This window comes from Paenibacillus sp. P36 (genome assembly GCF_045866505.1).
Taxonomy (GTDB): Bacteria; Bacillota; Bacilli; order Paenibacillales; family NBRC-103111; genus Paenibacillus_E; species Paenibacillus_E chondroitinus.
Genome location: NZ_AP038372.1, coordinates 5,080,362 through 5,095,275, shown reverse-complemented (window position 1 = coordinate 5,095,275; position 14,914 = coordinate 5,080,362). Strand labels below are relative to the sequence as shown.

14 protein-coding genes are annotated in these 14,914 nt (G+C 43.3%); all 14 read left to right on the top strand.

What is annotated here, in order from left to right; translation table 11 throughout:
- The first annotated feature begins 48 nt into the window (after nt 1-48).
- The 14 genes from sucD to fliI all read left to right on the top strand — a co-directional run bounded on the left by sucD (nt 49) and on the right by fliI (nt 14,914).
- On the top strand, nt 49-981 hold the full coding sequence (gene sucD / locus ACKTT9_RS22895) for a succinate--CoA ligase subunit alpha (RefSeq protein ID WP_127451108.1): 933 nt from the start codon (nt 49-51) through the stop codon (nt 979-981).
- A 115-nt stretch (nt 982-1,096) separates the two neighbouring features.
- Nucleotides 1,097-2,188 carry a DNA-processing protein DprA gene (dprA, locus tag ACKTT9_RS22890; protein ID WP_407867761.1) on the top strand — a complete coding sequence of 364 codons (1,092 nt, stop codon included), beginning with the start codon at nt 1,097-1,099 and terminating at the stop codon, nt 2,186-2,188.
- A gap of 69 nt (nt 2,189-2,257) precedes the next feature.
- A complete protein-coding gene (gene topA, locus ACKTT9_RS22885; RefSeq protein WP_157321263.1) occupies nt 2,258-4,360 on the top strand; it encodes a type I DNA topoisomerase in 2,103 nt (700 codons plus the stop codon).
- Between the two features lie 12 nt (nt 4,361-4,372).
- Nucleotides 4,373-5,689 (top strand): FADH(2)-oxidizing methylenetetrahydrofolate--tRNA-(uracil(54)-C(5))-methyltransferase TrmFO, encoded by a 1,317-nt coding sequence (trmFO, locus tag ACKTT9_RS22880; protein WP_407867760.1) that lies wholly within the window; start codon nt 4,373-4,375, stop codon nt 5,687-5,689.
- Nucleotides 5,690-5,886: 197 nt separating this feature from the next.
- A complete protein-coding gene (hslV, locus tag ACKTT9_RS22875) occupies nt 5,887-6,441 on the top strand; it encodes an ATP-dependent protease subunit HslV (RefSeq protein ID WP_127451100.1) in 555 nt (184 codons plus the stop codon).
- A gap of 39 nt (nt 6,442-6,480) precedes the next feature.
- Nucleotides 6,481-7,878, top strand: a complete 1,398-nt coding sequence (gene hslU / locus ACKTT9_RS22870) for an ATP-dependent protease ATPase subunit HslU (protein WP_127451098.1) — start codon at nt 6,481-6,483, stop codon at nt 7,876-7,878.
- 38 nt (nt 7,879-7,916) lie between these two features.
- Complete coding sequence (codY, locus tag ACKTT9_RS22865; protein WP_127451096.1) at nt 7,917-8,702, top strand: GTP-sensing pleiotropic transcriptional regulator CodY; 786 nt, start codon at nt 7,917-7,919, stop codon at nt 8,700-8,702.
- A 225-nt stretch (nt 8,703-8,927) separates the two neighbouring features.
- Complete coding sequence (gene flgB / locus ACKTT9_RS22860) at nt 8,928-9,335, top strand: flagellar basal body rod protein FlgB (RefSeq protein WP_407867759.1); 408 nt, start codon at nt 8,928-8,930, stop codon at nt 9,333-9,335.
- A 6-nt stretch (nt 9,336-9,341) separates the two neighbouring features.
- Nucleotides 9,342-9,791, top strand: a complete 450-nt coding sequence (flgC, locus tag ACKTT9_RS22855; RefSeq protein ID WP_407867758.1) for a flagellar basal body rod protein FlgC — start codon at nt 9,342-9,344, stop codon at nt 9,789-9,791.
- Nucleotides 9,792-9,810: 19 nt separating this feature from the next.
- Nucleotides 9,811-10,119 carry a flagellar hook-basal body complex protein FliE gene (gene fliE / locus ACKTT9_RS22850; RefSeq protein ID WP_127451090.1) on the top strand — a complete coding sequence of 103 codons (309 nt, stop codon included), beginning with the start codon at nt 9,811-9,813 and terminating at the stop codon, nt 10,117-10,119.
- A gap of 43 nt (nt 10,120-10,162) precedes the next feature.
- Nucleotides 10,163-11,746, top strand: coding sequence for a flagellar basal-body MS-ring/collar protein FliF (fliF, locus tag ACKTT9_RS22845; RefSeq protein ID WP_407867757.1), 1,584 nt, complete (start codon nt 10,163-10,165; stop codon nt 11,744-11,746).
- 12 nt (nt 11,747-11,758) lie between these two features.
- Nucleotides 11,759-12,775, top strand: a complete 1,017-nt coding sequence (fliG, locus tag ACKTT9_RS22840) for a flagellar motor switch protein FliG (RefSeq protein WP_127451086.1) — start codon at nt 11,759-11,761, stop codon at nt 12,773-12,775.
- Complete coding sequence (locus ACKTT9_RS22835; protein ID WP_407867756.1) at nt 12,768-13,592, top strand: FliH/SctL family protein; 825 nt, start codon at nt 12,768-12,770, stop codon at nt 13,590-13,592. Before fliG ends, ACKTT9_RS22835 begins: the two co-directional genes overlap by 8 nt.
- Nucleotides 13,589-14,914 (top strand): flagellar protein export ATPase FliI, encoded by a 1,326-nt coding sequence (gene fliI, locus ACKTT9_RS22830; protein ID WP_127451082.1) that lies wholly within the window; start codon nt 13,589-13,591, stop codon nt 14,912-14,914. The genes ACKTT9_RS22835 and fliI overlap by 4 nt, the downstream gene beginning before the upstream one ends.

Here is a 14,914-nt window from a genome sequence, read left to right as displayed (position 1 = left end):
TTAAACCCGTGCGGTTTTAAATAATATAGGGGATGTGAACAAAAGATCATGAGTATTTTGGTCAATAAACATACAAAAGTCATTACTCAAGGGATTACCGGCGCTACGGGTTTGTTTCATACCAAAGGCGGTCTTGAATACGGCACACAAATGGTTGGTGGCGTAACCCCAGGTAAAGGCGGAACAAAAGTAGACATCACACTGGAAAACGGTGAGCTTGTTCAACTTCCGGTTTTTAACACAGTTATCGAAGCTAAAAATGCAACTGGTGCAACAGCATCCGTTATTTATGTACCACCTGCTTTTGCAGCAGAGTCCATTATTGAAGCGGTTGACGCTGATCTTGATCTCGTTATCTGTATCACAGAAGGTATTCCGGTACTTGACATGGTTAACGTGAAACGTTACATGGAAGGCAAGAGAACCGTTCTAATCGGACCAAACTGCCCAGGCGTTATCACGCCAGGCGAGTGCAAAATCGGTATTATGCCAGGTTACATCCATACACCAGGTCACGTAGGTGTTGTTTCCCGTTCCGGAACACTAACTTACGAAGCGGTTCACCAATTGACAACTCGCGGTATTGGACAATCCTCCGCTGTTGGTATCGGTGGAGACCCTGTTAAAGGTTCCGAGTTTATCGATATCCTCAAACGTTTCAATGAAGATCCGGACACTTATGCTGTCATCATGATCGGTGAGATCGGTGGAACAGCAGAAGAAGAAGCGGCTGAGTGGGTTGCTGCCAACATGACGAAACCGGTAGTTGGTTTCATCGGCGGTAAAACTGCGCCTCCAGGAAAACGTATGGGCCATGCCGGTGCGATTATTTCCGGTGGTAAAGGTACCGCAGCTGAGAAAGTTGCAACGATGGAAAGATGCGGAATCCGCGTAGCGGCTACGCCATCTGAAATGGGTTCAACGCTTGTTAGCGTACTTGAAGAAAAAGGTATGCTTGACAAAGTTATCACAAAAAAATAGTCTCGCCTTTTTGAAGGTAAGCAACCTTCCAACTCCCTTAAACAGGGATTTGGAAGGTTTTTTGTTTTTCTAGCTTTGCAAAGATTTGTCATTCGAGTAAGGAGTGTATATACTAATGGATAATCGAATCATTTTATTTGGCCTTCATGAACTTGAAGGGGTCGGCTGGAAAACCATGCTTCAGCTCGTTAACCGGTTTCCAGACCTGCAAGTTTTATTTGAGCTCTCCGCAGCGGAAATCTCGGCTCAAGGTATTCGTGCTTCCGTAGCTGAGCGAATTTCCTCCCGATTTACTCATGCTTTCATTGAGGAAAGACTTCAATTATATATGAAGCAATCCATTCAGATTCTAACGATTTTGGATGAGGAGTACCCTCAGATATTGAAAGAAATTGCGCAGCCCCCTTGGGTTTTATATGTGAAAGGCAAATCAGCCATACTGAATGGGCGACTCCTGGGAATGGTTGGAACCCGTACGCCAACGCCTTATGGGAAAAAGATTGCAGAGGAATGGGCAGCAGCGCTTTCACGTGCTGGATTCGGTATTGTTAGCGGGCTGGCAAGAGGAATTGACAGCAAAGCTCATATCGGCGCCTTACAAGGAAAGTCAAAGACGGTAGCTGTTCTTGGTTGCGCTATCAATCAGATTTATCCGCGTGAGAATGCTTTATTATTTCGAAATATTGAGCAAGAAGGAGTTATCATTTCTGAATACCCGATTGGTACAGGGATGAAGCCTGGTATGTTTCCGCAGCGGAACCGCATTATTGCGGGATTGTCATTAGGCATTACGGTCGTTGAGGCAGCTGAAGACAGCGGATCGCTGATAACGGTAGAGTTTGCTCTCGATGAGTCACGGGATGTGTTCGCTATTCCAGGACCCATTCACTCGCGTGTAAGCAGCGGCGTTCATAGGCTTTTAAAGGATGGCGCGAAATTAGTTACACGTGTGGAAGAGATTGTAGACGACTACAACTATATGATAAGTTCAGATGAAAAACGTGCTCTAAATAAGCCGTTGACATTATTTTCACTTTCGGAAGAGGAAGGCGAAATTTTCCGTAAGTTGTCGAATGAACCCATTTCAATTGATGCCCTCATGGAGGACGGACAATTTACGTTTGGACATTTGCATGCAGTTCTGTTATCTTTACTATTGAAAAAGGCGATTAAACAGCTTCCAGGTTCTACCTACATCCAAGCATAGGCTATTCAAGAAGTTTTTCTTCTCGCCAATAGACTTAACCTTGAAATTAAGAGGGGAGGAAGGACGATCATGGCAGATTCATTAGTCATTGTTGAGTCACCAGCTAAAGCCAAAACCATCGGCAAGTATTTAGGCAGCAAATTTATCGTAAAAGCCTCGATGGGTCATATTCGCGACCTTCCGAAAAGCCAAATTGGCGTAGAAGTAGATCGTAACTTTGAGCCTAAATACATAACTATCCGTGGTAAAGGTTCTATATTAAAAGAATTAAAAGATGCTAGTAAAAAAGTGAAAAAAATATATCTGGCGGCTGACCCGGATCGTGAGGGTGAAGCGATTGCCTGGCATTTAGCGCATTATTTGGATGTTGGTTCAGATGAGCTATGCCGTGTTGTATTTAATGAGATTACGAAGGATGCTGTGAAGGACGCATTCAAAACACCTCGCCGCATCAATCAGGATCTTGTTAATGCTCAACAGGCTAGACGGATATTGGATCGACTTGTAGGTTATAAAATCAGCCCTTTACTTTGGAAAAAAGTGAAGAAAGGTTTATCGGCGGGCCGTGTACAGTCCGTCGCGGTTAAACTGATTCAAGATCGTGAGAATGAGATCAAAGCTTTTGAGCCTGAAGAGTACTGGTCCATTACAGCACTGTTGGATGCGGGAAAAGCGGGATTCGAAGCGAAGTACCACAGCATGAACGGCGAGAAAAAGGAACTGCATTCGCAAGAGGATGTTAACGAAGTTTTGGCCGCAATGGGCAATGGGAAGTTTACCGTGAAAGAAGTGAAAGAGAAAGAGCGCGGGCGTAACCCGTCTCCACCTTTCATTACGAGCTCCATGCAGCAAGAAGCAGCGCGTAAATTGAACTTCCGGGCGTCCAAGACGATGTCTGTTGCGCAGCAGTTATATGAAGGAATAGACTTGGGAAAAGAAGGTACGGTTGGTTTAATCACGTACATGCGTACGGATTCAACACGGATTTCACCTGTTGCCCAGGAAGAAGCCAGAGAGTTTATTATAACGAAATATGGTGCAGCATTTTATCCGGAAACACCTCGTGTGTACACGAAAAAGAATGCAAATGCACAAGACGCGCATGAAGGAATCAGGCCTACCTCCGTGCTTCGCGAACCCGAACAATTGAAAGAATTCCTCAGCAGAGACCAATATCGGCTTTACAAACTCGTATGGGATCGTTTTGTTGCCAGTCAAATGTCATCCGCCATCTTGGATACGATGACCATCGATTTGACCGCAGGTGACACGGTATTCCGGGCGAATGGCTCCAAAATGAAGTTTGCGGGCTTTATGAAGGTTTATGTTGAAAGCAATGATGATGGAACGACGGAAGAGGACAAATTGCTTCCACCATTATCGAAAGGCGATGTTTTGGAAAAACAAAGCATTGACCCCAAACAACACTTTACTCAACCGCCTCCACGGTATACGGAAGCCCGTTTAGTGAGAGCTCTCGAGGAAATGGGCATCGGCCGACCAAGTACGTATGCACCGACGCTGGAGACGATTCAGAAGCGCGGTTACGTTGCGATCGAGGAGAAAAAATTCGTTCCTACCGAGTTGGGCGAGCTTGTTATTCAATTGATGCAAGAATTTTTCCCTGAAATTCTCGATATTGAGTTCACAGCCCATATGGAAGAGGAACTTGATTTTGTAGAAGAAGGCAAAGAGGATTGGGTAAGAGTCCTGGATACTTTCTATACGTCCTTTGAGAAACGGCTTGAATTTGCCGAAGAAGAAATGAAGGAAATTGAAATTCAGGATGAAGTATCTGACGAAATTTGCGAAAAATGCGGCAGACACCTTGTTTATAAAATGGGACGCTTCGGCAAGTTCCTCGCATGTTCAGGATTCCCGGAATGCCGGAATACGAAGCCGATCATCAAAGATATCGGTGTCACATGCCCAAGCTGCCATGCAGGCAAGATTGTAGAGCGCAGAAGTAAGAAGGGCAGAGTGTTCTACGGCTGTGATCAATATCCTACTTGTGATTTTGTCTCATGGGATAAGCCGGTTAACAAGCCTTGTCCGGTTTGCAGCTCGATGATGATCGAGAAAAGAAGTAAGAACGGCCTCAGCATTCAATGTACGAATTGCGACCATAAAGAAGAAGTAAACGAAGATCAGAACGAAGATATGAAAGATTAGAGGTGTCCGATTTTGCCAGAATACCCAAGAGTAACAGTCATCGGTGCAGGACTCGCTGGAAGTGAAGCAGCTTGGCAGATTGCACGTCAAGGTGTGCCTGTTACTTTATACGAAATGCGTAATGTCCGTAAAACACCAGCTCACATTACAGATCAATTCGCGGAACTGGTGTGCAGCAATTCCCTTAGATCCAATGGCTTGACGAATGCAGTTGGCGTACTGAAAGAAGAGATGAGAAGAATGGATTCTTTGATTCTCTCCTGCGCTGACCAGCACGCCGTACCGGCAGGTGGAGCCTTAGCCGTTGACCGTGATGGGTTCTCCCAAGCCGTTACCCAAACGCTGCGGAACCATCCGCTCATTGAAGTCATCAACGAGGAAGTGCAGGTTTTGCCTGAAGGCATCACTGTGGTAGCCTCCGGCCCGTTAACTTCCCCTGATTTGTCTGCCCAACTGAAAGAGCTAATGGGTGAGGAATACTTATACTTCTACGATGCGGCAGCACCGATTGTAGAGAAAGATTCCATTGATATGAATAAAGTTTACCTGGCTTCTCGTTACGACAAAGGTGAGGCTGCTTATCTCAATTGCCCGATGACGGAAGAGGAATTTAACGTTTTCTATGAAGCCTTAATTACGGCTGAGGTAGCTGAACTTAAGGAATTTGAAAAAGAGATCTACTTCGAAGGATGTATGCCTTTAGAGGTCATGGCTAAGCGTGGTAAACAGACGGTGTTATTCGGGCCAATGAAGCCGGTAGGATTGATTAACCCGCACACCGGAAAACTGCCGCACGCCGTCGTACAGCTTCGTCAAGATAACGCCGCGGGAACCTTGTACAATTTGGTTGGTTTCCAAACCCATTTGAAATGGGGCGAGCAAAAACGTGTTCTCTCTTTGATTCCTGGTTTGGAAGAAGCGGAATTCGTCCGTTATGGCGTGATGCATCGTAACACATTTATTAATTCGCCGAAGCTTCTTGAACCGACGTATCAATACAAGCGTCGTGAGAATCTGTTTTTTGCAGGACAAATGACAGGTGTTGAAGGTTATGTGGAATCTGCTGCATCCGGTTTAATCGCTGGACTTAATGCCGGTCGATTGGCAAAAGGACAATCATGCTTGGTGCTCCCGGAGGAAACAACATTAGGCAGCATGGCTCATTACATTACGACAGCTGACTTTAAACATTTTCAACCGATGAATGCGAATTTCGGATTGCTCCCACAACTTCCGGAGCGGATTCGGAATAAAAAAGAAAAATACGAGAAACTGGCTAATCGTGCAATAGAGAGTATTCAGAATTTTTCGAAAACAATTGCTGAATAGGTTGTAATCACACTATTCACTGTGTTACTATAATTATGTTTTGAATTATTATTCATTCGTTTTCTCATACATTTACCTCTAGATGCGGTCTTAATTGTGAAATTGACCTCGCTAGAGGTTTATCTCTTTTTATTAGGTCGAAACCAAGTCAAGATTTTGTTTTCCGGTGTAAGATTCCATTGGAGGAGTGAGAAGAGATGGATGCCAGTCAGGCGCAATTCCATGCGACAACTATTTTTGCCATTCGTCATCAAGGTAAAGGTGCAATAGCCGGAGATGGCCAGGTTACATTTGGCAACAGTATGATTATGAAGAGCAGTGCCAAAAAGGTGAGGCGTTTACATAGAGGGAAAGTGATCGCAGGTTTTGCAGGATCAGTAGCTGATGCGATTACCCTTTTTGAAAAGTTTGAAGGCAAGCTCGAAGAACACCATGGTAATTTACAACGTGCTGCAGTCGAACTCACGAAGGATTGGCGGCAAGACCGCGTATTACGTCGATTAGAAGCAATGATGATTGTTATGGATGCTACGGGTTTATTGCTTCTCTCAGGCAATGGGGAGATTATTGAACCGGATGATGGCATTCTGGCGATTGGTTCTGGCGGCAGTTTCGCATTGGCGGCGGGTAGAGCATTACATCGTCATGCACCATCGCTAAGTGCCAAAGAGATTGCCCATGCTGCTCTTACAACAGCTGCTGAAATTTGCGTGTTCACGAATCATAATATTATTGTCGAAGAAATCGAGTAAATCAGAATTGATTACGCACTTTTTTAGGAGGGTACCCGAATGGCAAACAGCTCCCTAACACCTAAACAAATTGTACAGGAATTAGATCGATACATTGTAGGTCAGAAGAAAGCGAAAAAATCGGTTGCTATTGCTTTGCGGAATCGTTATCGGAGAAATCTGGTGGATGAAGCCATGCGGGATGAGATTGTTCCCAAAAACATTCTGATGATTGGACCAACAGGCGTAGGTAAGACTGAGATTGCACGCAGACTGGCAAAATTGGTTGGAGCCCCTTTTATTAAAGTGGAGGCAACCAAATTCACAGAGGTAGGTTACGTTGGCCGTGACGTCGAATCGATGGTAAGGGATTTAATTGAAACCTCTATTCGTATGGTTAAATCCGAACGCATGGAAGCAGTCAAAGACCGCGCAGAGAAATTAGCCAATGAGCGAATTGTTTCTTTGCTGGCTCCAAGTCCATCACGCACCAAATCGCAGCGAAATCCGTTTGAAATGTTGTTTGGGGGCCAAAATCAACCCGAGCAGGAAGAGAGTGCGCCGGATCCAAATCTTTCGTCAAAAAGGGCTCAAATCGCCGAACAATTGACTAGTGGTAAATTAGAAAACGAGATCGTCGAGATCGAGGTCGAAGATTCATCGCCTTCCATGCTGGATATGTTGGCAGGGCAAGGAAACGAGCAAGCCGGCATGAATATGCAGGAGATGTTTGGCAGCTTGATGCCGAAAAAGATGAAGAAACGTAAGCTTCCCGTGAAAGAAGCAAGAAAAGTTCTGACGCAAGAGGAAGCACAGAAATTGATTGACATGGACGATGTTATTCAAGAATCCATTCACCGCGCTGAGCAGTCAGGCATCATTTTTATTGATGAAATCGACAAAGTAGCAAGCAGCTCCCGCGGCGGAAATGGTCCGGATATTTCACGCGAAGGCGTACAGCGAGACATCCTCCCGATCGTTGAAGGTTCTACCGTTGTAACCAAATATGGACCTGTGAAAACCGATTATGTTTTATTTATTGGTGCTGGAGCTTTCCATATTGCAAAACCTTCGGATTTAATTCCAGAGCTTCAAGGGCGTTTTCCGATTCGAGTAGAACTGAGTGATTTAACGCTTGAAGATTTTGTTTCTATTTTGCAGGAGCCCAAAAATGCGCTGACGAAACAGTACACGGCATTGTTGCAAACAGAAGGAATAACCGTTGAATTTGCTGAGGAAGCTATTCATGAAATTGCTCGAATTGCGGTCGAGGTCAATCAGAACACGGAAAATATCGGAGCACGTCGTTTGCATACAATTTTGGAAAAATTACTTGAGGATCTTTCCTTTGAAGCCCCTGAGCTTACATTGGAATCTTTCATCATCAATCCGGAATATGTGCGCGAAAAACTGAGCGGTATTGTTCAGAATAGAGATTTGAGTCAATACATTTTATAATGAGCGATTGCAGGGTTACGTAAGTAGGAGGCAGTTACATGAGTTTATTAAACAAAACAAGAAGGCTAAATCGATTGCTGCAAAAGGAAGCAGGGAATGCGGTTAGCTTTATGGATATGGCTGAAGTTCTTCGTGATATTGTTATTGCGAATATCTATGTCGTCAGTCGTAAAGGGAAGATTCTAGGTTATGCTACGACCAATGATCCTGTTTCATCTGAAATGAATCAGGCGATTTTGCTTGAACGCAGATTTCCGTCTGAATCCAATAATCTTCTATTGAAGATAGAGGAAACGACGTCGACGTCGGAACCGAGCAGCCCCTATTATTACTATACAGAACAAATGAAAGACATGTTTCCTTACACACATACGACGCTAGTCCCTATTATCGGTGGTGGTGACCGGTTAGGGACATTAATCTTAAGTCGTAATGAAAGCCTGTTTATTGATGATGACTTAATATTAGCTGAATATGGTTCGACAGTAATCGCTATGGAGATCTTGAGAGAAAGAGCGGAAGAGATCGAAGAAGAAGCAAGAAGTAAAGCTGTCGTTCAAGTGGCAATAGGCTCTTTATCCTTTAGCGAAATGGAAGCTGTAGAGCATATTTTCGAGGAATTGGATGGCAAAGAAGGGCTATTGGTCGCGAGTAAAATTGCTGATCGCGTTGGGATTACGCGTTCTGTAATCGTGAATGCACTTCGTAAGCTGGAGAGTGCCGGAGTTATAGAGACACGTTCGCTTGGTATGAAGGGCACTTATATCCGAATTTTAAATGAACAATTAATACAAAGCATCGAACAGATAAAAACGAAACTATAGCTTGGCAAGATTGAAAAGCCCTGTCTGCTAAAAAAGATAGGGCTTTTTTCTTATTGTAACTTAAGCGAATATCTTAGATGATTAGGAAGGTAATGAACTTACAAAATTCTACAACAGGAAACTTTTTCTATTTATTTTGTGAGAATAATGTCGAAATAAGAAGGAATACATACTTTCTATGTGGAAGTATAGTGTCGAATACTCTATTGAAAGGGGGTAACGTGCATGTCTTTGTTGGACAAACCCAGTTGGAACTTGATGGAGCGTTCGCTTGATGCTTCGACTCTCAGACAAAAAGTGGTAGCGAACAACGTTGCCAATGTGGACACACCTTACTTTAAGCGTTCAGACGTATTGTTTGAAGAGTTATTGCAAGGTGAAATGAATTCATCAACGCCCTCTATAGAAGGTTATCGGACAAACCCTAAGCATTTCTTTATAGGCAAATCGACAAATTTACCGAATTCAGAAATTAAAACCGATGAATCGACAGCGATTAACAACAACTTGAACAATGTCGATATGGACTATGAGATGTCTTTAATGGCTAAAAACCAACTGAAATACAATACAATGATTCAGCAAATGAACAGTGAGTTTAAAAAAATGCGCACAGTATTAGGGGGGAAGTAATAACAAATGAGGCTTACTAACGGTTTTGACATCAGCTCATCAGCACTGACAGCGCAACGTTTAAGAATGGATGTCGTCTCATCGAATATTGCTAATGCGGATACAACACGTGCCAAGTTTGTAGACGGGAAATGGGTACCCTACACGAGGAAGTTAGTTGCATTTGAAACAAAATCACAACCGAGTTTCGCACAGTCTTTGCAATCGGCTATGGCTGATGGAACAGGCGAAGGAGTACGAGTTAACAAAATCTTCGAGGATCAGTCGCCGCTCAAACAAGTTTATAACCCTTCACATCCTGATGCAGATGCAAATGGATTTGTTTACATGCCCAATGTTGATGTGCTTAAAGAGATGGTTGATATGATTTCAGCGACAAGATCTTATGAAGCTAACGTTACCGCGCTTAATGCAAGTAAATCCATGATTACAAAGGCATTAGAGATCGGTAGATAATTAATCGGGAGGTTGCAGCATGATTGACAAAATTAGCTATAGTCCAATAAATATCATGAGCTCGGTTCAACCCAAAGACAACTCCGGTGAAGGTGCTGCTGACCTGGGCAAACAATTCGGCTCCTTTCTGAATGAAGCGATGACGAATTTAAATGCCCAACAACAACAAGTTGATCAGTTGAATCAAAGTTTCATTAAAGGAGAGCTTTCAGACGTTCATCAGCTCACGATTGCATCCGAAAAAGCATCATTAGGTCTGGAACTTACGGTGCAAGTTAGAAATAAAGTCCTTGAAGCTTACCAAGAAATGATGAGAATGCAGCTGTAATTAACCAAATGCTGCTAAAACTTTGGTTCGATGGGGTGACGGAGTGAACGAGAATCTCCTCCAGTACTGGGAAAAAGTAAAACAGTATTGGAATCGATATAGTAGAACAACAAAAATAACATTTATCGCAACAGTTGCCCTTTTGATTCTTACGGCTGCAATTATCAGTGTTAATTTATCTAAGACGGAATATTCCTTAGCATTTACCGAACTTCAGCCAAGCGACGCGGCTGCGATCAAAGGTTACCTGGATACAGCTAAAATTCCATACAAACTTAGTGCTGATGGTAAAAGCATCGAAGTACCTACAAATGAAGTAGCGAATGTGAAACTCGGTGTAGAGTCACAAGGTTTGAACAAAAATGGTTCCCTAGGATTCGGTGCTTTTAGCAACAGTAGTTCATTTGGTATCACAGATAACGAGTTTAAAGTGAAATACTTAAATGCGATTCAAGGCGAGTTGCAGCAGCTTATTAACTCGAATCAAGCCATATCCGGTTCGAAGGTTCTTATTTCACTTCCTGAGGATGGTCCCTTCTTGCAACAGCAGGAAGAAAAAGCAACAGCATCCGTTGTTCTTCAAATGAAACAAGGTTACACACTGGATCAAGGTAAAATTGATACAATCTATAACTTGGTTTCACACAGTATCAAAAATCTTCCTGTTGAGAATATCACGATCTCAGATCAGTATGGACAAAGTTTAGTTTCTTCCAAATTAGGTGGACAGTCCTCCTCGAGCTTAGTTACAAGCCAGTCGGATATTAACGATAAGTTTCAAAAAGATTTGCAGAAAAATATTATGAACATGCTCGGAACGATGTTTGGCCGCGACAAAGTAAATGTGAGTGTTTTCTCTACCATGAACTTTGATCAAAAGAAGAGTAAGGAACAGCTCGTCTCCGCGCCAAATCAAGTAGATCAAAAAGGACTGGAAATTTCCCTGCAAGAAGCATCCGAGTCTTATCAAAATAACGGGGCAGATACAGGCGGTGTTCCTGGTACTGGTACGACGGATGTGCCCGGTTACCCAGGATCATCAAATTCCGGTAAATCGAATACCGAGAAAAACAGTAAGACAGTAAACTACGAAGTGAATCGGATTACGAATGACATTGTGGCAACACCGTATGTGGTAAAAGATTTAAGCATTAATGTCGGAATCGAACCACCGGTTAAAGACGATCCGACTTCTTTGACTGCAGAGACGAAAACTGCTGTGCAAACCGCTTTGGTAAATATTGTGAGGACCGCACTGGCAGATAATAAGGTTACATATACTGACGATGAATTGCAGAAAAAAGTTACAGTTCTTGCTCATACTTTTGCACGGCCAGCAGATACATTTGCTTCAAAAACAACAACGTACTTAACTTATGCTGGATTGGCTCTAGCAGCACTAGCGATTGGTGCGATTGCTGGATTTGCAATTAGAAAACGTAGAAAAGCTGCACGACAATTAATGGAACAAGATCTGAACATTGCAGCAAATAAAGCGGAACTTCCGACGATTGATATTGAAAATGTAACTAATGACAATCAAGTGCGCAAGCAGTTAGAAACTCTTGCGAAAAAGCGACCAGAAGACTTTGTCAATCTGCTTCGGACTTGGTTAGTAGACGAATAGAGGTGCACTTGTATGGCCAAAGCTGCTGTAAACGGGTTAACCGGACGACAAAAGGCAGCCATTCTTTTGATCAGTTTAGGCCCTGAGGTGTCTGCTCAAATATTTAAACATTTACGAGAAGAAGAGATTGAGCAGTTAACACTGGAGATTGCAAATGTAAGGAAAGTAGATTCTTTCGAAAAAGAAGCGATTCTCTCTGAATTTCATCAGATCTGTCTTGCACAAGAATTTATTTCACAAGGCGGTATTGCTTACGCTAAGGATATCTTGGAGAAAGCGCTTGGTTCTCAAAAAGCACTTGATATCATTAATCGTCTGACAGCTACATTGCAGGTGAGACCTTTTGACTTTGCCAGAAAAGCGGATCCTGCTCAAATTCTTAACTTTATTCAAAATGAAAATTCGCAAACCATTGCGTTAGTCTTGTCCTATTTACAGGCGGATCAAGCGTCTATCATCTTGTCTTCGTTGCCGCAAGAAAAACAAGCCGATGTTGCAAAACGTATTGCCTTGATGGACAGCACTTCTCCTGAAGTGATCAGTCAGGTAGAACGTGTATTGGAACAAAAACTTTCGTCAACTGTTACGCAGGATTACACAAATGCTGGAGGCATTGCGTCTATCGTTCAAATTTTGAATGGGGTTGACAGGGGGACGGAGCGTACCATCCTTGATTCACTGGAAATTCAAGATCCTGAATTAGCTGAAGAGATCAAGAAACGGATGTTTGTCTTCGAAGATATCGTTAATATTGATAATCGCTCTATACAGCGAATTATTCGTGATATTGAGAATGCTGATTTACAACTGGCACTCAAAGTTGCGAGTGAAGAAGTGCGTGATGTTCTATTCAAAAATATGTCCAAACGGATGGCAGAGACATTCAAGGAAGAAATGGAATTTATGGGTCCTGTTCGTTTGCGTGACGTTGAAGAAGCTCAAACGAGAATTGTTGCTACAATCCGCCGCCTAGAGGAATCGGGTGAAATCATCATTGCACGTGGTGGAGGAGACGATATTATTGTCTAATATCATTAAATCATTTGCTTATTATGCTGTAGATGATAAGAAATTGGTTGAAACGATCTCACCATTTCACTTGAATGGAGATCTTGATGCGAGTGATCAGCTAACTCCCGAACAACAGCAGGAAATAACGGAAGCGACGAATTTGAAAGATCAAATTCTTCAAGATGCTGAAGCTTTTGCCAATGAGCAGATTCATCAGGCTATGCAGGAATGTACGACTCTTCGTGAACAAACGCAGGAAGAAATTAATGCTTGGTGGCAAACACGCCGTGCAGAAGATGAAGAGCATGTCGCTCAATCCAGGCAGGCTGGTTTTGAAGAAGGCTACCAACAAGGAATTGCTCAAGCTGAAGATGCGCTTAGACAGGAATACAGTGAAATGCTAACGGAAGCTCAAGGTATTCTGGAGCAATCCTACAAACTTAAGCAGCAGATCATTCAGGAATCTGAGCCATTCTTAATCGAATTAAGCACATCCATAGCTGAGAAAATCATAGGCAAACAGTTAACCTTAAATCCAGAATGGGTTATTGAGTTGATTCAAACCGTTCTGTCGCGCAGACGCGAAAAAGGGATCATTGCTTTATGCGTATCTCCATCACAATTCGCTTACATTCAAGATGCGCGTGAGGAGCTGCTAACTTCTATTGATTCACAGGCTGAATTGCAAATCATTCCTGATTCCACGGTGCAAGATCGTGGATGTGTGATTCGCTCTTCATTTGGAAGTATTGATGCTCGCATCGATACGCAGCTGAAAGAAATAAAATCAGCTCTGCAACAGTTGGCCACTCAAAGTGAGGGTACAGGATCATGAGCAGTGCATTACCAAAAGTAGATAAGTACAAAGAACATTTGCATGCCATCGACCCCATTCGTGTTAATGGAAAAGTAACACAAGTGATTGGGTTGACGGTTGAATCGGAAGGGCCGGATGTGAGCATTGGCGATCTCTGCTATATTTACCCGCATAAATCCAATAAGCCTTTGAAAGCGGAAGTCGTTGGTTTTCGCAGCAATAAAGTCGTGCTGATGCCATTAGGCGATTTGGACTCTATTGGGCCTGGTTGCGATGTTGTCGGTACAGGGAAACCACTTACTGTTCAAGTAGGCCATGAACTTCTTGGTAAAGTGCTGGACGGATTGGGACAACCATTGGATGGTTCGTTCTTGCCTTCAAGAATGGCTCAATATTCTACGAATAATGCGCCGGGCAATCCACTAACTCGGCCGAGAGTGCTGAATCCAATCTCTGTAGGTGTTCGATGCATTGATGGATTATTGACAATTGGCAAAGGTCAGCGCGTTGGTATTTTTGCAGGTTCTGGTGTTGGTAAAAGTACGCTAATGGGAATGATTGCCCGTAATACTTCTGCTGATGTTAACGTCATTGCACTTATCGGTGAGCGGGGCAGAGAGGTCTTGGACTTTATCGAAAGAGATCTAGGTCCCGAAGGATTAGCAAGATCAGTCGTTATCGTTGCAACATCTGATCAGCCTGCGCTTATCCGTATCAAAGGAGCAATGATCGCTACAAGCATCGCTGAGTATTTTCGTGATCGCGGTCTAAATGTGATGATGATGATGGACTCCGTCACTCGGTTTGCAATGGCACAGCGTGAAGTTGGCCTTGCTGTAGGGGAACCTCCGGCAACTCGAGGCTATACGCCTTCGGTCTTTGCTATGCTGCCACGGCTGCTTGAGCGATCAGGTACCGGGCCGAAAGGATCCATTACTGCTTTTTATACGGTGCTAGTTGACGGTGATGATATGAACGAGCCAATTGCTGATGCTGTTCGAGGGATTCTCGACGGTCATATTGTTCTAAACCGCAGCATTGCCAATAAAGGCCATTATCCCGCCATTGACGTTTTGTCCAGTGTAAGCCGTGTAATGAAAGAAATTGTGCCTTCTGAACACATGGAAGCTGCAGATCACTTAAAGCGACTTCTCTCTATATATAAAGATTCGGAAGACCTTATCAATATCGGGGCGTACCAAAAAGGTTCTAATCCAAATATTGATGTTGCCATGGATCATATTGAAGCCATATGGGACTTCACCAAGCAAAAAACGAGTGAAAAACTAACCTATGAAGAAGCTCAAGAACGATTGATTCACGAATTTTATAAGGGATGA

Coding starts and splice junctions, on each gene's coding strand:
- topA (WP_157321263.1), top strand. CDS start 2,258: ATGGCAGATTCATTAGTCATTGTTGAGTCACCAGCTAAAGCCAAAACC.
- dprA (WP_407867761.1), top strand. CDS start 1,097: ATGGATAATCGAATCATTTTATTTGGCCTTCATGAACTTGAAGGGGTC.
- fliG (WP_127451086.1), top strand. CDS start 11,759: ATGGCCAAAGCTGCTGTAAACGGGTTAACCGGACGACAAAAGGCAGCC.
- sucD (WP_127451108.1), top strand. CDS start 49: ATGAGTATTTTGGTCAATAAACATACAAAAGTCATTACTCAAGGGATT.
- flgB (WP_407867759.1), top strand. CDS start 8,928: ATGTCTTTGTTGGACAAACCCAGTTGGAACTTGATGGAGCGTTCGCTT.
- hslV (WP_127451100.1), top strand. CDS start 5,887: ATGGATGCCAGTCAGGCGCAATTCCATGCGACAACTATTTTTGCCATT.
- fliE (WP_127451090.1), top strand. CDS start 9,811: ATGATTGACAAAATTAGCTATAGTCCAATAAATATCATGAGCTCGGTT.
- fliI (WP_127451082.1), top strand. CDS start 13,589: ATGAGCAGTGCATTACCAAAAGTAGATAAGTACAAAGAACATTTGCAT.
- flgC (WP_407867758.1), top strand. CDS start 9,342: ATGAGGCTTACTAACGGTTTTGACATCAGCTCATCAGCACTGACAGCG.
- hslU (WP_127451098.1), top strand. CDS start 6,481: ATGGCAAACAGCTCCCTAACACCTAAACAAATTGTACAGGAATTAGAT.
- codY (WP_127451096.1), top strand. CDS start 7,917: ATGAGTTTATTAAACAAAACAAGAAGGCTAAATCGATTGCTGCAAAAG.